This window comes from Sphingomonas sp. (assembly GCF_017745215.1).
Classification (GTDB): Bacteria; Pseudomonadota; Alphaproteobacteria; order Sphingomonadales; family Sphingomonadaceae; genus Sphingomonas.
Map to the genome: position 1 here is coordinate 255936 of NZ_JAGHZV010000002.1, position 22649 is coordinate 278584.

At 67.7% G+C, this 22649-nt stretch carries 21 protein-coding genes and 1 pseudogene; 8 read left to right on the forward strand and 14 right to left on the reverse strand.

Translation table 11 applies throughout. The features are described 5' to 3' along the window. Window positions 1-22 precede the first annotated feature (22 nt). Together J7495_RS03820 and J7495_RS03825 are read right to left on the reverse strand one after the other, a co-directional pair. Window positions 23-1036, reverse strand: a complete 1014-nt coding sequence (locus J7495_RS03820; protein WP_294054751.1) for a polysaccharide deacetylase family protein — start codon at window positions 1034-1036, stop codon at window positions 23-25. A gap of 4 nt (window positions 1037-1040) precedes the next feature. Continuing rightward, window positions 1041-3656 (reverse strand): HAMP domain-containing sensor histidine kinase, encoded by a 2616-nt coding sequence (locus J7495_RS03825; RefSeq protein WP_294054752.1) that lies wholly within the window; start codon window positions 3654-3656, stop codon window positions 1041-1043. 171 nt (window positions 3657-3827) lie between these two features. Between J7495_RS03825 and J7495_RS03830 the strand changes: the two genes are divergently transcribed. Next, window positions 3828-4295: an Lrp/AsnC family transcriptional regulator gene (locus J7495_RS03830; RefSeq protein WP_294054753.1), complete on the forward strand. Its 468-nt coding sequence runs from the start codon at window positions 3828-3830 to the stop codon at window positions 4293-4295. A 120-nt stretch (window positions 4296-4415) separates the two neighbouring features. Here the strand turns inward: J7495_RS03830 and J7495_RS03835 are convergent, their stop codons facing one another. Beyond that, window positions 4416-5702, reverse strand: a complete 1287-nt coding sequence (locus tag J7495_RS03835) for a tetratricopeptide repeat protein (RefSeq protein WP_294054754.1) — start codon at window positions 5700-5702, stop codon at window positions 4416-4418. Between the two features lie 185 nt (window positions 5703-5887). Here J7495_RS03835 and J7495_RS03840 point away from each other — a divergent pair, with 185 nt between their 5' ends. From J7495_RS03840 to J7495_RS03850, 3 genes are all read left to right on the forward strand, one after another. Next, entirely contained in the window at window positions 5888-6472 is a 585-nt protein-coding gene (locus tag J7495_RS03840) for a hypothetical protein (RefSeq protein ID WP_294054755.1), read from the forward strand. Window positions 6473-6570: 98 nt separating this feature from the next. Further along, entirely contained in the window at window positions 6571-9336 is a 2766-nt protein-coding gene (gene gyrA, locus J7495_RS03845) for a DNA gyrase subunit A (protein WP_294054756.1), read from the forward strand. A gap of 186 nt (window positions 9337-9522) precedes the next feature. Further along, entirely contained in the window at window positions 9523-9867 is a 345-nt protein-coding gene (locus J7495_RS03850; protein ID WP_294054757.1) for a DUF952 domain-containing protein, read from the forward strand. Window positions 9868-9876: 9 nt separating this feature from the next. Here the strand turns inward: J7495_RS03850 and J7495_RS03855 are convergent, their stop codons facing one another. The 4 genes from J7495_RS03855 to J7495_RS03870 all read right to left on the reverse strand — a co-directional run bounded on the left by J7495_RS03855 (window position 9877) and on the right by J7495_RS03870 (window position 12360). Further along, window positions 9877-10812 carry a hypothetical protein gene (locus tag J7495_RS03855; protein WP_294054758.1) on the reverse strand — a complete coding sequence of 312 codons (936 nt, stop codon included), beginning with the start codon at window positions 10810-10812 and terminating at the stop codon, window positions 9877-9879. Between the two features lie 105 nt (window positions 10813-10917). Next, entirely contained in the window at window positions 10918-11304 is a 387-nt protein-coding gene (locus tag J7495_RS03860; RefSeq protein ID WP_294054759.1) for a VOC family protein, read from the reverse strand. Between the two features lie 10 nt (window positions 11305-11314). Further along, window positions 11315-11746 carry a DUF488 family protein gene (locus J7495_RS03865; RefSeq protein WP_294054760.1) on the reverse strand — a complete coding sequence of 144 codons (432 nt, stop codon included), beginning with the start codon at window positions 11744-11746 and terminating at the stop codon, window positions 11315-11317. Beyond that, window positions 11743-12360, reverse strand: coding sequence for a lysoplasmalogenase family protein (locus J7495_RS03870; protein ID WP_294054761.1), 618 nt, complete (start codon window positions 12358-12360; stop codon window positions 11743-11745). Before J7495_RS03870 ends, J7495_RS03865 begins: the two co-directional genes overlap by 4 nt. A 60-nt stretch (window positions 12361-12420) precedes the next feature. On the opposite strand from J7495_RS03870, the gene trmFO reads away from it, so the two are divergent. Then, complete coding sequence (gene trmFO, locus J7495_RS03875; protein ID WP_294054777.1) at window positions 12421-13734, forward strand: methylenetetrahydrofolate--tRNA-(uracil(54)-C(5))-methyltransferase (FADH(2)-oxidizing) TrmFO; 1314 nt, start codon at window positions 12421-12423, stop codon at window positions 13732-13734. Between the two features lie 30 nt (window positions 13735-13764). Here the strand turns inward: trmFO and J7495_RS03880 are convergent, their stop codons facing one another. From J7495_RS03880 to J7495_RS03890, 3 genes are all read right to left on the reverse strand, one after another. Beyond that, window positions 13765-14181, reverse strand: coding sequence for a hypothetical protein (locus J7495_RS03880; RefSeq protein ID WP_294054762.1), 417 nt, complete (start codon window positions 14179-14181; stop codon window positions 13765-13767). A gap of 279 nt (window positions 14182-14460) precedes the next feature. Then, the gene (locus tag J7495_RS03885; protein WP_294054763.1) at window positions 14461-14970 is read right to left on the reverse strand and encodes an EF-hand domain-containing protein; all 510 of its coding nucleotides are present in this window, start codon (window positions 14968-14970) and stop codon (window positions 14461-14463) included. 94 nt (window positions 14971-15064) lie between these two features. Beyond that, entirely contained in the window at window positions 15065-15730 is a 666-nt protein-coding gene (locus J7495_RS03890) for a squalene/phytoene synthase family protein (protein ID WP_294054764.1), read from the reverse strand. 113 nt (window positions 15731-15843) lie between these two features. On the opposite strand from J7495_RS03890, the gene J7495_RS03895 reads away from it, so the two are divergent. The 3 genes from J7495_RS03895 (at window position 15844) to J7495_RS03905 (ending at window position 19258) form a co-directional block, all read left to right on the forward strand. Further along, complete coding sequence (locus J7495_RS03895) at window positions 15844-17964, forward strand: pilus assembly protein TadG-related protein (protein WP_294054765.1); 2121 nt, start codon at window positions 15844-15846, stop codon at window positions 17962-17964. A 95-nt stretch (window positions 17965-18059) separates the two neighbouring features. After that, the gene (locus tag J7495_RS03900) at window positions 18060-18611 is read left to right on the forward strand and encodes a TadE/TadG family type IV pilus assembly protein (RefSeq protein WP_294054766.1); all 552 of its coding nucleotides are present in this window, start codon (window positions 18060-18062) and stop codon (window positions 18609-18611) included. Further along, window positions 18608-19258, forward strand: a complete 651-nt coding sequence (locus tag J7495_RS03905) for a TadE/TadG family type IV pilus assembly protein (protein ID WP_294054767.1) — start codon at window positions 18608-18610, stop codon at window positions 19256-19258. The genes J7495_RS03900 and J7495_RS03905 overlap by 4 nt, the downstream gene beginning before the upstream one ends. Before the next feature lie 165 nt (window positions 19259-19423). Here J7495_RS03905 and J7495_RS03910 read toward each other — a convergent pair whose 3' ends face one another. The 4 genes and pseudogenes from J7495_RS03910 to eno all read right to left on the reverse strand — a co-directional run. Next, window positions 19424-20797 (reverse strand): pyruvate dehydrogenase complex E1 component subunit beta, encoded by a 1374-nt coding sequence (locus J7495_RS03910; RefSeq protein WP_294054768.1) that lies wholly within the window; start codon window positions 20795-20797, stop codon window positions 19424-19426. Between the two features lies 1 nt (window position 20798). Next, window positions 20799-21845 carry a pyruvate dehydrogenase (acetyl-transferring) E1 component subunit alpha gene (gene pdhA / locus J7495_RS03915; RefSeq protein WP_294054769.1) on the reverse strand — a complete coding sequence of 349 codons (1047 nt, stop codon included), beginning with the start codon at window positions 21843-21845 and terminating at the stop codon, window positions 20799-20801. 166 nt (window positions 21846-22011) lie between these two features. Next, entirely contained in the window at window positions 22012-22359 is a 348-nt protein-coding gene (locus J7495_RS03920; RefSeq protein ID WP_294054770.1) for a septum formation initiator family protein, read from the reverse strand. 85 nt (window positions 22360-22444) lie between these two features. Next, window positions 22445-22649 (reverse strand): annotated as a pseudogene (gene eno, locus J7495_RS03925) (phosphopyruvate hydratase); the annotation flags it as partial.

A 22649-nucleotide genomic window follows, 5' to 3' on the forward strand; every position in this document is an offset into this window, starting at 1 on the left:
TAGCGCGGGCGCACGAGCGGCATCAAGCGTCTTCGGCAGCGGCAAGCACTTCGCCGAGGCTGGCGGGCTTCGCGCCGAGGCGGTCGAGCAGCGCCAGGATGCGATCCCACCAACGGTGGAAGTCGACGAGGTCGCGCTCGGTCCGCACATAGGGCGTGTGGCCGGGGACGACCGAGGGCGAGTGGAAGGCGAAGCTCAGCAGCCGCTCGCCCTCCCCCAGCGCGACGCGCACCGCTTCCTCGGCGTCGGCAAGCGGCATGTCCTCGGGGGTGAGCGAGACCCGCGAGAGCAGCCCGAGCCTCGCCGCGACGCCGCGGCCCCGCGGGAGCTTGCCCAGGGTTCGGTAGAGCGGTTCGCCCTGCCCGCGCAGCATGCCGGTGAAGACGGTCGAGAAGGGCAGCTCGATCAGGCTGTTCTCCGGACCGAAGCGATAGGCCGGGTTGCCGACCGCCGCGAAATCGGGGCCGGCTTCGGATGTATAATCATAGCACGCGCGCACCGAGCAATCGGCGCGATAGCCCAGCCGGGCAAGGATCCCGGCCGTGTGCGGCCCGATCCCGTAGCGGCCGGCTCGGTAGATGCGCGGACGCCGCCCCACCGCGGCTTCGATCGCTTCGGTAAGCCTCGCGAGCTTGGCTTCCTCGAGCGCCGCGGGAAGATTCCCGACGAAGCTGTTGGGGCCGCTCAGCTCCTCGTCGAAGGGCGGGTTCACCCAGGGGTGGAGCTGCGTGCCCACTTCCGAAACGCCATCCGCCACCAGCTCGCGCAGCACCGCCGCACCTTCGTCCGACGCGACGATCGGATAGTCGGCGAGCCAGGTCAGCGGCACGCCGCGCTTGGCGAAGCGGGCCTGGACCGTGGGGAGCGCCGTCACATGCGTGACGCCGTGGCGGTCGCGGCTGAAGGGCAAGCGCCAGTCGAACTCCTCCTCGGTGTCGACGAAGACGAGGAAGCGCGTGCCGAAGGCCTGGGGCCAGGCGACGGCCGCCTCGGGCTCCGGCGCCGGAACTCGGTATCCGCGTGCGGCGCCTGTCACCGCATCAGCTTAGATTTGCCTGTCCCACCTGTCCGTTTACGGAGGCCGGAAGCCGCAAAGTCAAGCTCTCGGGTTCGATCACCAGGCTGCCGCCGAGCTCGCGCGCGAGGTTGCGGGCGAGCCGCAGCGCGAATCCCGTGCCGAGCAGGCTCGAATCCTCGCGCTCGTCGTCGAGCCCGAGCACCGAATCGCCGGGATAGTCGGAGAGTGCGCGCGGACGGTCGATCGCGATCGATACCACCTCGTCGCCGTCGAGCGAGGTGCGCACGCCGATCCGCTCGTCGGGACCGCTCGCCGAGACGAGCGTCGCGAGCAGCCGCGCGAGCAGCCGCTCGACCGCGCGCCGGTCGCCGCTTACCGCGAGGTCCGCGATCGGCAGCGCGATCGCCGAGCCGCGCAGCGCCGCGAGCGGGCCAAGGTCGTCGGCGATGGTGGCGAGCAAGGGGCGCAGCGCGACGCGGCCGGGGACGAGCGACAGCGCGGCGCTGTCGATCCGCGCGGCAAGGTCGAGATCGTCGATCGCGCCGAGCAGTTCCTTGGCCTGGGCGCGGATCACCTGGGCGCGCTCGCGATAGGGATCGGAAACGGGCCCCAGCATCTGCGTCTCGATCATCTCGGCGAAGCCGGCGATCGCATTGGTGGGCGTGCGCAGTTCATGGACCAGCTGGCGCAGCGAATCGGGCGCGGCGGCCGCGGGGTTGCGCAGCGGCTCGGCGCGCTCGTCGACGCGCGGGCGGCGCGCGGTGCCGCGATAGCCGGTGAAGCGGCCGTTGGCGGGGTCGAACACCGGGATCGCGGAGATCAGCCAGTCGCCCGAGGCATCCGAATCGCCTTCGATCGCGAGGCGGGCGTTGGAGAAGCCGGCGCGGCGGCGGAAGGCGCCGGTCGCGACGCCGTCGACCCGCGAGCCGGCGAGCCCGCCGAGCGCTGCGGGCGAATCGAGGCTGAGCCCGATGATCGGCGCACGCGAGGCGCCGTCGACCCAGCGGATCACGCCCTTGGCATCGGTCTCGAAGCGGAACTGGTTCGCCTGGCGCACGGCGCGCACGGGCGCGTCGACGGCGCCTTCGTCGCGATTGCGCCAGAAAGCGTCGATGCGCGCGACCACCTCGGCGATCTCGAAGGGGCCGTCCCCTTCCGCCGCCGCGGGGGCTTCGCTCGCGCGATCGAGCATCTGCCCTTCATCCAACACCGTACGATCCCCTGACGTTGTCGCATCCGGACCCTGTAGCGGTGGTTTCGCCTCCGCAATCGACCGTTCCGGGACAGCTGACCCGACTGTCCCGGATTGATCCCGCTTCGGTTGAATTTGGGCTTCGACACGCTCGACAATCGTCGTGTTCGGGAGCGCGGCGGCAATCCCGGCAAGCGCGACGAACGAGAAATCTTCTTCCATAACAGCGGGTTCAACCGGCTCGAGGGGGGGCGGCAATTCGGCTTCGACCGCGACCGGCTCGGGTGCCGGTCGCGACTCGGGCCGGGGCAGTTCCACCACCACGGGCGGGACCACGACCGGTGTGGGCGCCGCGAGCACGTCCGTCCAGTCGACCATCCGTTCGCGCGGCATGGGACGCGCCGGTGCGGCGGAAATCGGGGGCGAAACGATTGCTTCGGCGGCCGGCTGAGGACCGGGTTCGGGCTCGGGTTCGAAGACAGTTTCGGGCTCGGTCACGGGCGCGGCGTGATCGAGCAGGCCGTTGGCGACCGGAGCGCCGTCCAATTCCTCGGGCTCGGGCTCGAGCATCTCGGCCGGGATCACGATCGGACCTTCCCCGGCAGACTCGAATGCAGCCACGCCATCGACCGCTTCTCCGTCCATCAGCGGTGCGGCACCGTCGAGCGACGGCGCGTCCGGATCGTGCGACACGGCGCGGAGCAACTGCTCGACCATCGTGACGACCTGCTCCGGATCGGCCTCGGCACCGAGAGGGTGCTGGGGCGCCGCGACCACCGGCGAGTGAAGGCCGAATCGCGCCGCGAGCGATTCGGAGAAGATCGTGATCGGCGGGAGCGGCAGCGCCGCAGCGAGCGCAGGCTCGGTCTCGGGTTCCTCGACCACGGGAATTTCCTCCGCTTCGGCAATGGTTTCGACCGGTTCGGACTCGATTTCCGGCGTCGACTCGAACAATTGGGCCGCCCCGTCGCTCGACTCGACCGCCTCCGCCGCCTCGTGCCGCCGCGATTCGTCGGTCAGGATGAAGTCGATCGGGCCATAGCTCTCGAGCGCACGGCGCACGACCGGGCTCAGGTCGCGCCGGTTGCGCAGCACCGCGCGGCCCGCGGGCGCCAGATCGGGGAGCAGCTGGATCCACTCGGCGGTCGTCATCCGCGCATTCTTGAGCACGGGCACCGCCACCGGAACTTCGTCGACCGCGAGCAGCCGCACCAGCGCGGATGGCGGATTGGCGAGCTCGAGCCCCTTCGCGCTGGCCGCGCGCACCGCGAGCGGCACCTGCGAACGAATGCGGCGGAGCAAGGTGAGCGCGCGGACGTCGGGCGCGAAGCGGCGGCGGCCGATCAGGTCGACGAGCTGGCGCCAGGCGGAGCACACGCCCGAAGGCGAGCCCAGATCGCCCGCCAGAACGGTCTCCAGAGTGTCGTCGAAGCGCAAGTCGCCCATCCCTCCCCGCGCGCGGCATCGCGCCCGGGTAAGAATTCCTTAAGTCCTGTGGCGGGGTCAGGGGAACAGCTCATTTCGGAACGTCGCAATGTGAGACAATTGCGTTGCCGCGTAAGAATCTTATGGTCGGCAGAAGAAAGCGGCACGAATCGAACAGGGAGTAGGTTGCGGATGCGTTTCGACGAAATCGACATGCGGATTCTGGCACTTTTGCAGGAGGAAGGCCGGATGACCAATGTCGAATTGGCCGAGCGCGTGGGCCTCACCGCGCCGCCTTGCCTCCGCCGGGTCCGCGCGCTCGAGCAGGAAGGCGTGATTCGCGGCTATCACGCGCAGCTCGAGCCCGAATCGCTCGGCTACAACCTCACCGTCTTCGCGATGGTGAGCCTGCGCAGCCAGGCCGAAGCCGACCTGCGCGCGTTCGAGGAACTGGTCGCGAGCATTCCCGAGGTCCGCGAATGCCATATGCTCAACGGCGAGATCGACTTCATCCTCAAGATCGTCGCGACCGACCTGCAGAGCTTCCAGAGGCTGTTGACCACGCGGCTCACGCCCGCGCCCAACGTCGAACATGTTAAGACCTCGCTGACGATCCGCACCTCGAAGGCGCTGCCGGGGGTTCCGGTTCCGGAGGCTTGAGGCCGCTAACCGGCTACTTTCTTCTTCCGTCATCCCGGCTTTCCCCGGGATGACGATTTTTTCTCCAACGAAAAAGGGCGGCGCAACGGCCGCCCCTTTCCTTCAGCCGTCCGGCCGACCTCAGGCGGTCGGCGGCGCGGGCAGTTCGATCCAGGTGATCCAGAACTTGGCGATGTCCTTGAGCACGCCGGCCTGCACCGCGTCGAACGACGCCTTGGCCTCGTCCTTGCGGCCCAGGCGATAGAGCGCGACGCCGCGGTTGAGGTTCACTTCGTCGTTGTCGACCGAACCCTTTTTGAGCGCCATGTCGTAGAGCTCGACCGCCTTGGCGTAGTTGCCCGAGCCGAGATACCCCTCGGCGGTATTGGCGGCTTCCTTGCCGGTCGGCGCCGCGGCCGCCTGCTTGGCATAGGTGTCGAGCGAGCTGTCGTTCGCCGAGGCCTTCACCGCCGCCGCCTTGATCGCCGCGATCGAAGGCTCCTCGAGCGTGAACTTCTGTGCCTTCAGGCCTTCGTCGATCACCGCGAGCGATTCCCACGGAATGCCGCGGTTCACCGCCGCCTGGGCATAGGTGCCGTAATCGTTGACGTCGGCCAGCGCGCCCGTCGCGCGGAGCAGGCGGTAGAGGTCGATCTTCTGCTTGATGTCGAGCGGCGTGCCCGCCTTGTCCTTGCTCTCGCGGTACAGCATCACGATCTTGTGCCAGGTGTCGAGCTTCGGATAGTCCGAGAATTGCTTGGTCAGCCACAGCGTCGTCGCGGTGCGGTCGCCGGCCTTGTAGAGCCGCTGGATGATGAAGTTATACCAGTCGTCGGGGGCCTTGCGGCCCGCGGCCTTTTCCTTGTCGATCGCGCTGCCCAGCTCGGCCACGCCCTGGTTGAGGTTGCCGCTGTCGAAATAGCTCTGCGCGATCATCAGCTGCAGGCCCTGCTCGGTCGAGCCCAGTTCGCGGGCCTTGAGCAGGAACGGCAGCGCCTCCGCGCGCTTCTTCTGGCGGAAGGGGATCTCGCCGCGCGAATAGGTGAGTCCGGTGATCAGCTCCTTCGGTGTGTTCGGATTGGCGAGCAGCGCGTCGAGCGCCTTGACCATGCCATCGTCCGACTTGCGGTTGAACTCGATCGTGTAGCGCATGCGCGCCGCGAAATATTTCTCGGCGTCGTTCTTCGCGACCGCCTCGGCGGCGGCGAGCTCCGTGTCGGCAGCGGCCCAGTCGCTCTTGCCGATCGACGTCTCGGCGGCCCCGGCGAGCTTGCGATATTCGGGGCTGAGCTGGGTCAGCAGCTTGGCCGTCGCTTCGTCGGGCTTCTGTTGCTCGCCCTTCTTCTGGGCGAAGGCCGGGGCGGACGTGAGGGACACCGCGCCCAGCGACAACATGGCGGCGAGCGCGAAACGGGAAACCATCTTCATGACTGGGGACCTCTCCTCTCGGGTCGGCAGCAGGGAAACTTCGCGCCACGCTCTAGTTGGGCGCACGGCGGCATTCAAGCGGACGCGTGTTTCCAATCGGTGGCAGGGCTCGGGTGAACGCAGATTGAATGGCTTGCGCTGTCGCCGATCGTACCGGAAGAAAGCGCGGGGGAGGATTCATATCCATGTCGCTTCTGCTCGCCTTGCTGCTCCAGGCCGCGCCTGCGCCGACCGCGATCGAATGCGGTGCAACGGCGCTCGGCATGCCCGACAAGGCGGATTTCGACCAGACGGCGCTGGCGATGAGCTTCGCGCTGATCGCGGCGAACGAGTCGAGCGAGAAGGATTTCGTCGATCGTTTCTACGCCGCGAGCCAGTCGATCCACGACGCGGCGATCGCGCGCAAGCAAGGCGCCGGTCCGTCGACCGAGGCCTGCCGCAACGCCTGGCCGGTCGCCTGGCGCGCCGCACCGATCGCGCTGCCGCAGGACCGGTTCGAGCGCGCCCAGCTCTGCTCGACGGTCGCGTCGATGACCCGGGGTCTTGCCGACGTCCATGGCCAGCGATCCGGCGACCGCAGCACGTTCGACCGGCTGACGCCCGTCGCCGATCGATTCGCCAAGCTGACCAGCGACGACGACTATCACGCGCACGGAATCTACACTGCCGACGACATCAAGCGCATGGTGGGGCAGGCGATGAGCACCGCCGCGAAGCTCGGCAGCCTGACCGCGCTCACCGAAAGCTGCATCACGGCCTTCCCGGAATGACCGCGCACGCGCACGCGCGTACGCGAGGCTTGGCATTGCTCCCCGGCGCGGCTAGAGCGGCCGCACATTTGTAACATAGCCCCGGAAAGCCGAAGCCTTTGACCGACGAGATCGTCCTCGCGGACCCTTCCGACATTACGCCGATCTCGATCGTCGACGAGATGAAGACCTCGTACCTCGATTACGCGATGAGCGTGATCGTGGCGCGCGCGCTGCCCGACGTCCGCGACGGCCTGAAGCCCGTCCACCGCCGCATCCTCTGGGCCAGCCAGGAAGGCGGCTTCGTCGCCGGCCGGCCCTACCGCAAGTCGGCCAAGATCGTCGGCGACGTGATGGGCAACTACCACCCGCACGGCGACGCCGCGATCTACGACGCGCTGGCCCGCTTGGCGCAGGACTGGTCGATGCGCGTGCCGCTGGTCGACGGCCAGGGCAATTTCGGCTCGATGGACCCCGATCCGCCCGCCTCGATGCGCTACACCGAAGCGCGCCTCGCCAAGCCGGCGATGTCGCTGCTCGCCGACATCGAGAAGGACACGGTCGACTTCCAGGACAATTACGACGGTTCCTACCAGGAGCCGACGGTCCTCCCCGCGCGCTTCCCCAACCTGCTCGTCAACGGCGCCGGCGGCATCGCGGTGGGCATGGCAACCAACATCCCGCCGCACAATCTCGGCGAAGTGATCGACGCCTGCCTCGCCTATATGGAGAACGGCGGAATCACCGTCGAGGAGCTGATGGAGATCGTCCCCGGTCCGGACTTCCCGACCGGCGCGCTGATCCTCGGCCGCGGCGGCACGCGCAATGCCTATCAGACCGGCCGCGGCTCGATCATGGTGCGCAGCCGCCATACCTTCGAGCAGCGCGGCGAGCGGCGCTCGATCGTGCTCACTGAAATCCCGTTCCAGCAGGGCAAGAACGCGCTGGTCGAGAAGATCGCCGAAGCCGCGAAGGACAAGCGCGTCGAAGGCGTCAGCGACATCCGCGACGAATCGAACCGCCAGGGCGTCCGCATCGTCATCGACCTGCGCCGCGACGCGACGCCCGAAGTGGTGCTCAACCAACTCTGGCGCCACACCCCGGCGCAGTCGAGCTTCCCGGCGAACATGCTCGCGATCCGCGGCGGCCGCCCCGAACTCCTGAACCTGCGCGACATCGTCGAGAGCTTCGTCAAGTTCCGCGAGGAAGTGATCACGCGCCGCTCGAAGTTCGAGCTCGCCAAGGCCCGCGACCGTGCGCACATCTTGCTCGGCCTGGTGATCGCGGTCACCAACCTCGACGAAGTCGTCAAGATCATCCGCGGCTCGTCGAGCCCCGCCGCGGCCCGCGAGGCGCTGCTCGCCCGCGACTGGCCGATCGCCGAGATCGCAGGCTATATCCGCCTCGTCGAGGCGGTCGAAGTCGAGGTCACCGGCGACACCTATCGCCTCTCGGACACCCAGGTCCGCGCGATCCTCGACCTGCGCCTGCATCGCCTCACCGCGCTCGGCCGCGACGAGATCGGCGACGAATTGAAGGGCCTTGCCGATTCGATCGCCGAGCTGCTCGAGATCCTCGCCAACCGCGCGCGCCTCTACGAAGTGATGCGCGAGGAGCTGATCGCGGTGCGCGACCAGTTTGCCACCCCGCGCAAGACCGAGATCGCCGCCGCCGCCGACGGGATCGAGGACGAGGACCTGATCGAGCGCGAGGACATGGTCGTCACCGTGACCATGGAAGGCTATATCAAGCGCACGACGCTCGACACGTTCCGCGCCCAGCGCCGCGGCGGCAAGGGCCGCGCCGGCATGGCCACCAAGGACGAGGATGCGGTCACCCACCTGTTCGTCACGTCGACGCACACGCCGGTGCTGTTCTTCTCCACCGCGGGCAAGGTCTATCGCATGAAGGTCTGGCGCCTGCCCGAGGGAGGGCCGGCGACGCGCGGGCGGCCGATGATCAACCTGCTGCCGCTCGCCGCCGGCGAGACGATCTCCGCGGTGCTGCCGCTGCCCGAGGACGAGAATGAGTGGGGCAAGCTCCACGTCATGTTCTCCACCGCCAGGGGTTCGGTGCGCCGCAACTCGATGGACGCGTTCACCAACGTGCCCACGAACGGCAAGATCGCGATGAAGTTCGAAGGCGAGGATGCCGAGGACCGGCTGATCGGCGTGGTGCTGCTCGACGAGAGCGACGACGTGCTGCTCGCCACCCGCGGCGGCCGCGCGATCCGCTTCGCCTCGACCGAAGTGCGCGAGTTCCAGAGCCGCAGCTCGACCGGCGTGCGCGGCATCACGCTGCTCGGCGACGACGAAGTCATCTCGCTCTCGGTGCTCCGCGGCTTCGACGCCAGCACCGAGGAGCGCGACGCCTATCTCAAGGCCGCCCCCTGGAAGGAAGGCGAGCGCGAGATCACGCTCAGCCCCGAGCGCATGGCCGAGTTCATCGAGACCGAGGAGTTCATCCTCACCGTCTGCGCCAACGGCTATGGCAAGCGTTCGTCGGCGTATGAATACCGCCGCACCGGCCGCGGCGGCCAGGGCATCACCAACATCGACAACCTCAAGCGCAACGGCCCGGTGGTCGCGAGCTTCCCGGCGCACAACGGCGAGCAGCTGATGCTGGTCACCGACCAGGCCAAGCTGATCCGCATGAACGTCGGCGACACGCGCGTGACCGGCCGCGGCTCGGCGGGCGTCCGGCTGTTCGACGTGGCGGACAACGAGCATGTCGTGTCGGCCGCGCGGATCGAGGAGAATGAGGAAGAGGCCGAAGCCAACCTTGGCGACGGCCCGGTCGGCGGCGAACCGACGCCCGATGGAACCATCGGCGAGGATCTCGCTTCGGGCGAAGACCCCTCGATCGATGAGGCGTCGGACGAGTGATCCTTCCTCAGGCATCTCCCCCGAAGGGAAGCCTGGGCCGTGGTTGCCCGTCCTGAATCGTCATCCCGCCGAAAGCCGGGACCCAGGGTTACGGAGGACGCCGCTTGCTGCCCTGGGTCCCGGCTTTCGCCGGGATGACGGTTGAGTTTCGATCGAACCCGATCACGCGCTAACGGTGGAACCCCCATGGACCTGATCGCCTACAAGATCCTCACCTCCGACCAGATGGATACCCTCGAGCGCGAAGGCAGCTTCGCCGGCGCGCCGATCGACCTGGCCGACGGCTATGTCCACATGTCGACCGCCGCGCAGGTCACCGAGACCGCCGACAAACATTTTGCCGGACAGGACAAGCTCTGGATCGCCGCAGTCGATCTCGAGGCGCTCGGCGACAAGGTGAAGTGGGAACCGTCGCGCGGCGGCCAGCTCTTCCCCCACCTCTACGCGCCGCTCGACCTCGAGACCGTGATCGCCTGGCAGCCGCTCGAGCGCACCGAGGACGGCAGCGTGATGCTCCCCGTCGCTGGCTGAGCCCGCCGCTCAGCAGGCCTCGGGCTCGCAGGTCGGGATCGTCACCTTCTCCCCCTGCATCACCGCGATGATCGCCGCCTGCCAGCTGTGGTCGTCGGCGTTGGGGTAGAGCTTGTCGGGCTGGTTCTGCGGATTGGCGGTGAACTGCTGGATGTCCTGGCTGAAGGTCCAGAGCATCATTCCCAGCTTGGTCGCGCCATCGGGCTGCCACGCAGTCGCCGCCTCGGTCGTCGCGACCGAAGTGAAGCCGCCCCCGCCCTGCGCGACCGGACCGGCATTGACGCCGATCGTCACCTGGCCCGGCGCGAAGCCCGCGTCGAGGCACGACTGATAGCCGCTCACCAGCCCGCAGAAATCGTCGCCATAGACCATGGTGTTGACGAAGCTGACATAGGGCTTGGCATCAGCCGGCACCTCATAGCCGCTGGTCACCGCCTGGGTGAGCATCCGCTGGCCGTTGAAGCTCTTGCCCAGCGCGGTCATCGTGGGTTCGAGATACGGCCCCGAGGGGCCCCATTCGTCGTCGACGTCGATCCCGTCGAGATTATAGCCGTCGCTGCCGAGAATCTGGTTGTTGATATAGTCGAGGAGGATCGGGAGCTGCGCCGGCGTCACCGATTCCCAGCCCATCGGCGTGCCGGGCAGGTTGCCCGAGCCCTGGATGGTGAGCAGCACCTTGATCCCCGCCCCCTGGAGCTGTGCGACCGCACCGCTCTGCAACGTCGTCTGCAGCACCGGATCGAACCACAGAGGCGCGGTGTCGAAATCCTCCGCGACGTTGAAGGTGCAGCCACCCAGGTTGACCACGTCGACCTGCGGCGTCCCGTCCGCTCGCCGATAGTTGAGCACTTCGGTTAGCGGCACATGGACATAGTGGATCGCGGGCTTCTTCCCGATCCCCACCGTCGGAAGCCAATAGGCGATCAGGGCATTGCTGCTGCGCATCGGTGCCTCCCCTTCGCGGCCTCTTCGGACCGCGCAAAGGGGGCAGGCTATCATGGCGCGGACCTCGCGGGCCGATACCGCGCGAAACGGACTCGATTGTCGCCGCTATTCGGGCTTGTGGCACACTGCCTCGACGTTGATCCCGTCGGGATCGAGCACGAAGGCGCCGTAATAGTTGGGATGATAGTGTGGCCGAAGCCCCGGCGGGCCGTTGTCGCGCCCACCCGCGGCGATCGCGGCCTCGTAAAAGGCATCGACCTCCGCCCGCGTCCCGGCGGCGAAGGCGATGTGCATGCCGGCGCCGCGCGGGCCGAAGTTGCCGAGCCAGAAGAAAGGCTTGACCCCCTTGCCCAGCCCCAGCCCGTGATAGCCGCCGCTCTCCTCGGGCGTGACTTCCATCACCAGCCCGATCCCCAGCGGCGCGAGCGCGGCTTCGTAGAAGCGGCGCGAGGCGTCGAAGTCGCTCGCGGCGATGCCGATATGGTCGAGCATGGCACTCCTCTCAGGGGAACAGGTCGATCACCTCGGCGCCCTCGCCTTCGGCGGCAAGCAGCAGGGTTCGATGACAATGCGAGGGCTCGCGCTCGAAGCAGAGCAATGCCGAGGGCTTCTCCGCAGCGAGCGCGCGCATCCGCGCCGCCTCGGCCTGCGCCTCGGGCAGCCCGAGCTGGACGTCGTAGACGCGCTCCAGCGTCTTGCGGTCGCCCTTCTTGGCGGCGTCGCGGCCTTCCTTTGGCGTGCCCAGCGACTTGAGGTGGACGTAACCGATCCCCGCCTCGGCGAGGCTCGCGGCGAGGATGTTCTTCGAGAACCCCGGCCGGCGCGACAGCGGCACCGCGCGCACGTCGATCACCTGCTCGACCCCGGCCGCCTTCAGCGCGGCGAGGAACTCGGCCATCGTCGTGGCCTCGTAGCCGATGGTGAAGATCTTCATCTGCGCTCGGCCTTCACGACGCCCCAGGCGATCAACGCCTGGCCGCCGAAATAGGTCGGCCAGATCAGCAGCCCCGGCAAGGGCGAATGCGCCAGCGGGCCGAGCCGTGCGAAGATCAGCAGGTCGGAGAGCACGAACAGCAATGCGCCCACGCCGACGATCGCGCGCGGATAACGGCTGTTGAGCGCCGTCCCGGCCATCGCGCCGAGTCCGAGCGCATAGACGGCGATCCCGGTCGCCGCGGTCCGATCGCTGGGGAGCAGCCAAGCCGCGAGCGCCACGGCGAGCGCGATCGGCACCGCCAGCTCGATCGTCGCGCGGCGGTTGCGGATGTAGAGCACGCACGCCGTGACGTGCCCCGCGAGGAAGGCGAGCGCCCCCACCGTCAGCCCATGCGTCTCGAGCAGCACGTCGCCCGCCGCGCCCAGTGCCGTCACCGCGGCGATCAGCCAGCCGTCGGTCGAGCGCGCCTGCGTCGCCGCCCAGAGCGCGAGCAGCCCGACGCCTGATCCCTTCCATGCCACCTCGAGCGCGCCCGAGACGGGAAGCCAGTGCGACAGATAATAGGATGATCCCGCGACCAGCGCCGCCGCGAACAGAAATCGCCTCTCCATCCGCCCGTGATGCCGCACCGCTGGCCTGATGCCAAGCGGCGCGCTATGGCCCGCCGCTTCATGACTCATCACGTCCATATCATCGGCGGCGGTCTCGCCGGTTCGGAAGCCGCGTGGCAGCTCGCCGAAGCGGGGTACAAGGTCCGCCTTTCCGAGATGCGTGGCAGCGGCTCGACGACGCCCGCGCACCACGGCGACCGGCTCGCCGAGCTCGTCTGCTCGAACAGCTTCCGCTCGGACGATGCCGACAGCAACGCCGTTGGCCTGCTCCATGCCGAGATGCGTGCGCTCGGATCGGTGATCCTGCGGGAGGGCGATGTCCACAAGGTCCCCGCCGGCTCGGCGCTCGCGGTCGACCGTGACGGCTTCGCGGAGGGCGTCACCGCCGCGCTCGAAGGCCATCCCAACATCGAGATCGTCCGCGAGCGCGTCGACCGGCTGCCCGAGGCGGGGATGACGATCGTCGCCACCGGCCCGCTCACTGCCGAAGGCCTCGCCGCGAGCATCGGCGCGGCGACGGGCAAGGAGAGCCTCGCCTTCTTCGACGCGATCGCCCCGATCGTCCACCGCGAGAGCGTCGACCTGGAGACCGCCTGGTTCCAGTCGCGGTGGAACAAAGGCAGCGGCACCGACTACATCAACTGCCCGCTCGACAAGGACCAATATGTCGCCTTCGTCGAGGGGCTGCTCGCCGGCGAGAAGACCGAATATCGCGAGTGGGAGAATGTCCCCTATTTCGAAGGTTGCATGCCGATCGAAGTGATGGCGTCGCGCGGGCTCGACACGCTGCGCTACGGCCCGATGAAGGGCGTCGGGCTCGACGATCCGCGCACCGGGCGCTGGCCCTATGCCTGCGTCCAGCTGCGCCAGGACAATGCGAGCGCCACGCTGTGGAACATCGTCGGCTTCCAGACCAAGCTCAAGCATGCCGAGCAGGTGCGGCTGTTCCGCACCATCCCGGGCCTGGAAGGCGCCGAGTTCGCGCGGCTGGGGGGCCTGCACCGCAACACCTTCATCAAGTCGCCCGAGCTGCTCGACGGGACGCTGCGGCTCAAATCGGCGCCGCATGTGCGCTTCGCCGGGCAGATCACCGGCTGCGAAGGCTATGTCGAGAGCGCCGCGATCGGCTTGCTCGCCGGCCGCTTCGCCGCGGCCGAGCTGCGCGGCGAGACGCTGGCGCCGCCGCCGCGCGAGACGGCGCTTGGCGCGCTCCTCTCGCACATCACCGGCGAGGCCGAAGCGGAGACCTACCAGCCGATGAACGTCAACTTCGGGCTGTTCCCGCCGATCACCCAGCGCGCGAAGAAGGCGGACCGCAAGCTTTTGTACACCGCCCGGGCGCGCGAGGCACTGAAGGGGTGGATGGCGGGCTGAGGCTCGGCGGCGGCGGGAACCGAGCGCCCGCTAGTTCCAGCTCAGCTCGGCCTCGCGGACCAGGAAGCGCTTCTGGTCGTGGAAGCTCCATTCGACGCCCGTGCAGCGGCAGACGAGCCGCTGCCCGGCGTGCGCGGCACCGGGCGACGCCGCCGCCGCCGCAAGGCGGTCGCCCAGCCCCGGCGCGAGGAAGTCGGGCACTAGCCAGTCCGCCGCCAGCCAATTGGCGGCGTTCGCCGGCACGAGGAAAAGGCCGTGGTGCACCTCCCAGCCGACCGAGAAGCTGCGCGTCACGATGCGTTGCGAGCGCGCGGCCTTCCGCAAGGCGGCGCGCTGCTCGAGCGCGACCTGCCGGCGGACTTCCTCGAAATCGACGCGGACGGGCACGGGTGGCGCAACCGGCGGCGGCGGACGGCTTTGCTGCCCCGCGGCGGTTGCTGCCAGCACTATCCAGAGCAATCCTTCCATCGATCGGTCATCCCATGGCCGATCCGGGGCCGCAAGAGCGCCGTCGGTCCGTGGCGATCACGCGGGCCGAAGGCGAGACTTGCCACGAAGAAAGTAGCGGATTGTTCGCGCAAAGGCGCGAAGCGGGGCACCCTGCTGCGGGCTTGGCTCGTATCGACAATCAGAGCTGAGGCTGGGCGTTTCCGCCAACGACGCCCGTCACCCCGGCTTCAAACCTCTCTCCAACCTCACCCTAAGTCCCGGTGCGACCCGAGGACCTCATTCCTCCCCGTCCCCATCCTCTTCGGCCGTCGCAGCAACCGGCGCCGGTGCCGGCTTCCCGCAGCTGCAATTCCCCCGCGAAGACGCCGCCCGCCGCTTCACCGCGGTCGTCGCGAACTCTGCCCGGGTCAGCGTGTTCGACTTGTCGGCATCCGCCCCCTCGAAGCGCGCGATGCCGCGATAGGCCCATTCCTCGAAGCTCAGCTTGCCGTCATGGTCCTTGTCCATCTTGGCGAAGAGCGTGTGGCGCAGCTTGAAATATTCGTCGTTGCCGACGATTCCGTCCTTGTTGCGGTCGATCCGGTCGAAGCGCTTCTGCTCGCGCGTCCGCGCATCGGCGGCGGGGACTTCCTCGGGCAGCGCTGCCTCCGCCGATCCCGCCGGCGCAGCGGCCGCATGCGGCGCCGGCGGCACCTTGGCCTCGGTCGCCGCACTGCCGCGAAACAGGAACATCCCCGCGAGCGCCAGCACCAGCGCCGCACCGCCGCCCACCCAATAGCGCCACATCGCCGGTCTCCCCTTCGGCCGTTCCGATCGTCACGCTATCGCAATCGAGGTCCGAATCGAATGCAACCTGCTCGAAATTGGATGCAACTCTCCGCTAGCGCCCGGTGAGCCGGTGCCAGAGCATCCGCCAGACCCGCCCCGGCGCGCCCACCGGCGCCGGCGCATCGGCCGGCAGCGCCAGGTCGATCCGCGCGAGATGCGCCAGCGCGCCGAACGCCCGCCCGCCCCGGCTCCAGCGCGCCGCAGCCGCCTCCGCCAGCCACGCTCCCGCGAGTTCGCGCGCGAGCCCGGCCTCGCCCGGATCGCTCAGATGCCGCGCGAGGTCGGCGAGCGCCCAGCCCTGCCCCGCCGCCGCGAGCGGATCGCCGGAAGCCGCACCGCAAAGCTGCCCGCCGATCCCGAACAACGTCCCCCGCCCAGCCGCGAACCGCTCGAGCGCCGCCCGATCGAGCGCTTCGTTGCCGACCAGTTCGTGCCAGCCCTCGACGATCGGCACCAGCGCCGCGCCGCGCATGCCCAGCGGCAGCACTTCGCCCGCGATCGCCTGGAGCACCGGCTCGCCCGGCGGCGGACCCTCGTCGAGCCCGATCAGCCGGTCGCGCCACCAGGTCAGCCGCATCTGCCCCAGCATCGGCTCGGTCGTGGTGCGCAGCAGCGTCGCCAGCGACTCGTCGAGCGCGAACAGCGCCCCCAGCGCCGCCTGCGCGTGCCGCGGCGCATAGCTGATCGCGAGCGCGCGTTCGGGGTCCTCGATCGTCATGCTCCGCACAAATCCGATCCGGAGATGCAATCCGGAATTAACCACGGCCGTTGAAAGCCCGTTAGCGACACTTGGGTCATAGCTGTTCCGGATCGGGGATCGGGAACGGATCGATGGGGCAGAAGCAGCGCGACATGGCCACGCCGGGAACCTTCCTCACGCGGTTGATCCGTGACGTTCGTGCGAACACCATCGCGATCATGGCGATCGCGTTGATCCCGCTTGCGGGACTGGTGGGCGGCGGCGTCGACATCTCGCGCCTGTACATCGTCAAGACGCGGCTGCAACACGCTTGTGACGCCGGCGCGCTCGCCGGGCGCAAGACGATGGGCGGCGGGACCTGGGCACAGACCGTCAACGGCGTCTCCAACTATCCCAATACCCAGGCCGTCCAGTTCTTCGATTCGAACTACAACAGCGCCGCCTACGGCGCGACCGGCGTTACGCGCAGCTTCAGCGAGAATGCCGGCAAGGTGACCGGTACGGCGTCGGCGACCGTGCCGATGACGCTGATGCGGATCTTCGGGCGCACCGAGGAAGTGCTGAGCGTCACCTGCGATGCCGAAATGCGGCTGCCGAACACCGACGTGATGTTCGTGCTCGACACCACCGGGTCGATGGGGGACACGCCCTCGGGCGACAGCAAGACCAAGCTCCAGTCGCTCAAGTCGGCGGTGAAATGCTTCTACGAGATCGTCGCGCGGCTCGACACCGACGAGAATTGCACCACCGGCAATCCCAGCGGCGGCACCGGCAACCAGGTGCAGATCCGCTTCGGCTTCGTGCCCTATGCCACCAATGTGAACGTCGGCAAGCTGCTGCCCACCAGCTATTTCGCGAACAGCTGGCCCTACCAGTCGCGCGAGGCGCAGTGGAACGCGAACACCACCTACACCTATCCCAACCAGGGTACGCCCACGGTCACCTCGGGCCCCACCGAGAACTGGACCGGCACCGGCAACTGGCAGGACAAGGCCTATTCGAAGTCGGGCACATCCTCGACCAATTGCCAGAACAACGTTCCCGCCGACACCGCGACGCAGAACAACGGCTCGGCCGGCAGCCCGTACAACGTCAACACCTCGACGTCGAACGGTGTGCAGACGGTCACCTACAAGGTCGACCAGCCGATCGTGAAGACGCAGTATCGCTACGACAGCTATACCGGCAATCCGAGCAAGCTCTGCTACTATGACACGCGGCAGGCCACTGGTACCGCCACGACCACCTACAGGCGCGTCGACCAGGGCGTGGCGCAGACCACCTACACCTTCAAGCAGTGGCATTACGGCCGGATCACCCAGGACATCTCGGGGCTGAAGAACGGCACCAACTGGAACAGCTCGTTCACGCTGCCGATCGGTAGCAACGGCACCTCCAAGACGATCACCTGGGACGGCTGCGTCGAGGAGCGCGCGACGGTCAAGCAATCCAGCTACGATCCGATCCCCGACGGCGCGAAGGACCTGAACATCGACCTGGTGCCCAGCCAGAGCGATGCATCCACCCTTTGGGGGCCGGTGCTCGACGACATGATCTACACGCCGCAGGATCCCGGCGGCTGGTGGGGTGGCTCGTCCTATTGGACCTATACCGGCCCGAACGATACGACCGACGAAGTCTATTCGACCTCGGACTATGTCAACGGCTCGTCCTACCAATGCCCGACCCAGGCCAAGAAGCTTCAGGCCTGGACCGACCCCGACGCGTTCGACACCTATGTCGACAGCCTCACTGCCAACGGCAACACCTATCACGACATCGGCCTGCTCTGGGGTGCGCGGCTGATGTCGCCCACCGGCATCTTCGCGAGCGAGAACGCCTATACGCTCCCGACCTCGGACAATCCCGGCGGCGGCGAGATCGAGCGCCACCTGATCTTCATGACCGACGGCGATCCCTGCACCTCGGTGGGCAACTACCAGGCCTATGGCGTCGCCTGGTTCGACCGCCGCCAGACCGATGCCTCCTCGGCGCCGACCGACGGCTGCACCGACACCGGCACGCTCACCGCGCAGGTCAATGCGCGCACCGCGGCGCTGTGCACGGCGATCAAGAACAAGAACATCACGCTCTGGGTGATCACCTTCGGCACGCTCTCGTCGAGCACGGTGACGCGGATGACCGCCTGCGCCACCTCGGGCCGCTATTTCAACGCCACCAATGCCGCGACGATCCAGTCGACCTTCAAGTCGATCGCCGACCAGATCTCGCAGCTGCGGCTGACCCGATGACCCGGCAGGTCTCCCATCATAGGCGGTACGCCACGCCCGCCTTCTCCCGCCGGTTCCTGCGCGCGCTTGCGCGTGACGAGAAGGGCGCCACGATCGTGGAATTCGCGATCGTGGCGCCCGTCATGGGGCTGGTGCTGCTCGGCGCGTTCGACGTCGGCCACACGCTCTACATGCGCGCAGCGCTGCAGGGCATCGTCCAGAAGGTCGCGCGCGACGCGTCGCTCGAGACCGGGCTCGATACCACGACCCAGTCGAACCTCGACGCCAAGGTCTCGAACCAGATCCGCGCGCTCGCCAACAATGCGACAGTGACGATCACGCGCAGCTATTTCCACGACTATGCCGACGCGACGTCCAACAAGTTCGAGCCCTGGACCGACACCAATGCGAACGGCCGCTGCGACAATGGCGAACCCTATGAGGACACCAACGGCAACAAGCAGTGGGACGCGACCGGCTCGATCAACGCGAACCAGGGCGGCGCCAAGGACGCGGTCGTCTATTCGGTGTCGGTGAGCTATCCGCGCATCTTCCCGATCTACAATCTGATCGGTGGCGCGCAGACCACTGTGGTCACCGCCAAGACGATCCTGCGCAACCAGCCCTATGGCGACCAGGCCGACTCCGTCGTGAGGAACTGCACATGAGCCGCATCGCCCGTGCCCTGCGCCGGATGCGCGACGACACGAGCGGCGCCGCTCTCCTCGAGTTCGCGCTGTCGCTGCCGATCTTCCTGACGATCACGCTGAGCGGCGCCGAGCTCACCAACTATGTCATCACCAAGATGCGGATGAGCCAGATCGCGCTGATGCTCGCGGACAATGCCGCGCGCATCGGCAGCGGCAGCCAGCTCCAGGCGAAGACGATCAGCGAATCCGATATCAACGATCTGCTCGCCGGCGCCGACCTCCAGTCCGGCGAGCTCGGGCTCTTCACCAACGGCCGCGTGATCGTGTCGAGCATCGAGCCCGATCCCAATCACAGCGGCAAGTACCGGATCCGCTGGCAGCGCTGCAAAGGCAGCAAGACCACGATGGGCTCGAACTATGGCGTGGCGGGCGCCGACAATCTCGCGGGCGTGGGCCCGACGGGCCGGCAGGTGATCGCGCCGGCGAGCGGCGTCACCATGTTCGTCGAGGTGCGCTTCGTCTACAAGCCGCTGATCCAGACATCGCTCTCGCCCACCACCGAGTTCGACGAGACCGCCTCGATGATGGTCCGCGACCGCCGCGACACGACCGGCGGGACCAACGGGGTGTATCAGGTGACCGGGGTCACCGCCTCGACCTGCTGAGCCTTGGATCGGCGCGCTACCCACCGCGCCCCTTCAAAACAAATCGTCATCCCGGCGAAAGCCGGGACCCAGGGCAGCAGAGGTCATCGCTCGTGACCCTGGGTCCCGGCTTTCGCCGGGATGACAGTCGGGGTTTGGTCGGAAGGGGATCGCGCTCAGGCGCAATCACCCCTTGTACGTCACCTTCTTCACGGCCTCGACCACCTTCGCCGGGTTGACCAGCGCCAGCTTCTCGAGGTTGGCGGCATAGGGCAGCGGCACGTCCTCGTTGGTGACGCGCAGCACGGGCGCGTCGAGGTCGTCGAAGCCGTCCTCCATCGCGATCGCGACGATCTCCGACGAGATCGAGCAGGTCGGCCAGCCTTCCTCGACCACCACCATGCGGTTGGTCTTCTTCAGGCTCGCGAGCACCGTCGCCTTGTCGAGCGGGCGGAGCGTGCGCAGGTCGATCACCTCGGCGTCGATCCCCTCGCCCGCCAGCGTCTCGGCCGCCTCGAGCGCGACGCCGACGCCGATCGAATAGGAGACGATCGTCACGTCCTTGCCCGAGCGCATCACCCGGGCCTTGCCGATCGGCAGCACCCAGTCGTCGAGCTTGGGCACCTCGAAGCTGCGGCCGTAGAGCAGCTCGTTCTCCAGGAACACCACCGGATCGTCGGTGCGGATCGCCGCCTTGAGCAGGCCCTTGGCGTCGGCCGCGTCATAGGGCGCGATCACGATCAGCCCGGGGACGCTGGCGTACCAGGGGCCGTAGTTCTGGCTGTGCTGCGCGGCGACGCGGCTGGCGGCGCCGTTCGGCCCGCGAAACACCACCGGGCAGCGCATCTGGCCGCCGGACATATAGTTGGTCTTGGCGGCCGAGTTGATGATGTGGTCGATCGCCTGCATCGCGAAGTTGAAGGTCATGAACTCGACGATCGGCTTGAGGCCGCCCATCGCCGCGCCCGTGCCGACGCCCGCGAAGCCATATTCGGTGATCGGCGTGTCGATCACGCGCTTGTCGCCGAACTCCTCGAGCAGGCCCTGCGTCACCTTGTACGCGCCCTGATACTCCGCGACCTCCTCGCCCATCACGAACACGCGCCCGTCAGCCCGCATCTCCTCGGCCATCGCGTCGCGCAGCGCCTCGCGCAGCGTGAGCTTGACCATCTCGGTGCCCGCGGGAACCTCGGGGTCGGCAGCGGCGACGGGCGCCGCGGCAGGCTTGGCCGGCGCCGCCTCGGCCTTGGCCGCGACTTCGGGCTCATGCTTCGGTGCCGGCGCAGCAGCAGGCGCTGGCGCGGGGGCCGCAGCCTCGCCCTCGCCCGCGATCGTCGCGATCACGGTGCCGACCTTCACATTGTCGGTGCCTTCGGGGACGACGATCGACGCGATCGTGCCTTCATCCACGGCTTCGAATTCCATCGTCGCCTTGTCGGTCTCGATCTCGGCGAGGATGTCGCCGGACTTCACCGTGTCGCCTTCCTTGACGAGCCACTTGGCGAGCGTGCCCTCTTCCATCGTGGGCGAGAGCGCCGGCATCTTGAGTTCGATCGCCATCTCAATACGCCTCCACCAGCACGTCGGTATACAATTCTGCCGGATCGGGCTCGGGAGTCGATTCCGCGAAATCCGCCGCTTCGTTGACTTGCTTGCGGATCTCCGCCTCGATCGGCTTGAGGTCGTCCTCCTTCAGGCCGAGCGCCTCGAGCTCGCGCTTGACCGCCTCGATCGGATCGGACTTGTCGCGCACCGCCTGGACTTCCTCGCGGCTGCGATACTTGGCCGGATCGGACATCGAGTGGCCGCGGTAGCGGTAGGTCTTCATCTCGAGGATGATCGGCCCCTTGCCGGCGCGCACCCACGCCAGCGCTTCCTCGGCCGCGCCGCGGCAGGCGAGCACGTCCATGCCGTCCACCTGGATGCCGGGGATGCGGAAGCTCTCGCCGCGCTTGTACAGCTGATCCTCGGCCGAGGAACGGTGCACCGAGGTGCCCATGGCGTATTGGTTGTTCTCGATCACATAGACGATCGGGAGCTTCCACAGCTCGGCCATGTTGAAGCTCTCGTACACCTGGCCCTGGTTCGCGGCGCCGTCGCCGAAATAGGCCAGGGTCACGCCGCCGTCGTCGTTATACTTGTGCGCGAAGGCCAGGCCCGTGCCGAGCGATACCTGCGCGCCGACGATGCCGTGGCCGCCGTAGAATTTCTTCTCGGTCGAGAACATGTGCATCGAGCCGCCCTTGCCGCGGCTGATCCCCGCCTCGCGGCCGGTCAGCTCGGCCATGATCACCTTGGGATCGATGCCATAGGCGAGCATGTGGCCATGGTCGCGATAGCCGGTGATCACCGAGTCCTTCTCGCCGTCGAGCGCGGACTGCAGGCCGACCGCAACGGCTTCCTGGCCGATATAGAGGTGGCAGAAGCCGCCGATGAAGCCGAGGCCATAGAGCTGGCCGGCCTTCTCCTCGAAGCGGCGGATCAGCAGCATCTGCTTGTAGAATTCGAGCAGCTGCTCCTTCGAAGCCTCATAGCGCTTCGGCTCGTCGGGCCGTTCGCGATTGGTCTTTGCGGGTTCAGTCGTTTTGCGTGCCGGTGCTTTGGCCACAGGAAATCCTCGTCCGGGGAGGGGGAAGGCGGGTGCCTATAAGCGCGTTTTTACCCGCCGCGCAACTAACGCGCGGATAGCGCGTGCCGTTCGCGTGCCGCTACGGCAATTGCGGTTTATGCAAGCAGAAATGCGGTTTTTGTACGTTGCATTGCAGCAAACGCAATCAGCGCCCGCTGGGGGCCGGCGCCTGCTTGTCGAGCGGGATCACCACTTCGTCCGGACGGACGACATTGAGCTGCTTGCGGGCCAGCTCATCGGCCAGATCGGGGTCGACGCCGCGCTTCTGATCGAGCAGCTCGACGCGATTCTTCAGTGCCGCACGCTTCTTGTCGAGCTGGGCATAGTCCGCGCTGCGCTGGTCGTACTCGGCCTTGATCTGCTTGGTCGCCATCACGCCGGTGGGCCCCAGCACGGCGTTATAGGCGAAGAAGCCCACCGCGATCAGCGCGAGCGCGGGCAAGCCTGCCCGGCGAAGCAGAGTCTGGAACGGAGAGGCGTTACGCGAGCGCATGCGGTGATTTTCGCTTAACCATGCGCGCCGCGCAAGGCCCGTATTGGTGCGGAGAGGGTTCCCCCTCCCCGCACTATTCAACAACTTACTTCTTCAGAACCGAACGGCCGGCATAGATCGCGGCATCGCCCAGCTCTTCCTCGATGCGGATGAGCTGGTTGTACTTGGCGAGCCGGTCCGAACGGGCGAGCGAGCCCGTCTTGATCTGGCCGCAGTTGGTGGCGACCGCCAGGTCGGCGATCGTCGCGTCCTCGGTCTCGCCCGAGCGGTGCGACATCACCGCGGTGTAG

Bases quoted from the DNA above. Each gene is read 5' to 3' on its own strand.
- J7495_RS03825 (WP_294054752.1), bottom strand. From the start codon at position 3,656: ATGGGCGACTTGCGCTTCGACGACACTCTGGAGACCGTTCTGGCGGGC.
- J7495_RS03830 (WP_294054753.1), top strand. From the start codon at position 3,828: ATGCGTTTCGACGAAATCGACATGCGGATTCTGGCACTTTTGCAGGAG.
- J7495_RS03835 (WP_294054754.1), bottom strand. From the start codon at position 5,702: ATGAAGATGGTTTCCCGTTTCGCGCTCGCCGCCATGTTGTCGCTGGGC.
- J7495_RS03840 (WP_294054755.1), top strand. From the start codon at position 5,888: ATGTCGCTTCTGCTCGCCTTGCTGCTCCAGGCCGCGCCTGCGCCGACC.
- J7495_RS03850 (WP_294054757.1), top strand. From the start codon at position 9,523: ATGGACCTGATCGCCTACAAGATCCTCACCTCCGACCAGATGGATACC.
- J7495_RS03855 (WP_294054758.1), bottom strand. From the start codon at position 10,812: ATGCGCAGCAGCAATGCCCTGATCGCCTATTGGCTTCCGACGGTGGGG.
- J7495_RS03860 (WP_294054759.1), bottom strand. From the start codon at position 11,304: ATGCTCGACCATATCGGCATCGCCGCGAGCGACTTCGACGCCTCGCGC.
- J7495_RS03865 (WP_294054760.1), bottom strand. From the start codon at position 11,746: ATGAAGATCTTCACCATCGGCTACGAGGCCACGACGATGGCCGAGTTC.
- J7495_RS03870 (WP_294054761.1), bottom strand. From the start codon at position 12,360: ATGGAGAGGCGATTTCTGTTCGCGGCGGCGCTGGTCGCGGGATCATCC.
- trmFO (WP_294054777.1), top strand. From the start codon at position 12,421: ATGACTCATCACGTCCATATCATCGGCGGCGGTCTCGCCGGTTCGGAA.
- J7495_RS03885 (WP_294054763.1), bottom strand. From the start codon at position 14,970: ATGTGGCGCTATTGGGTGGGCGGCGGTGCGGCGCTGGTGCTGGCGCTC.
- J7495_RS03890 (WP_294054764.1), bottom strand. From the start codon at position 15,730: ATGACGATCGAGGACCCCGAACGCGCGCTCGCGATCAGCTATGCGCCG.
- J7495_RS03895 (WP_294054765.1), top strand. From the start codon at position 15,844: ATGGGGCAGAAGCAGCGCGACATGGCCACGCCGGGAACCTTCCTCACG.
- J7495_RS03905 (WP_294054767.1), top strand. From the start codon at position 18,608: ATGAGCCGCATCGCCCGTGCCCTGCGCCGGATGCGCGACGACACGAGC.
- J7495_RS03910 (WP_294054768.1), bottom strand. From the start codon at position 20,797: ATGGCGATCGAACTCAAGATGCCGGCGCTCTCGCCCACGATGGAAGAG.
- J7495_RS03920 (WP_294054770.1), bottom strand. From the start codon at position 22,359: ATGCGCTCGCGTAACGCCTCTCCGTTCCAGACTCTGCTTCGCCGGGCA.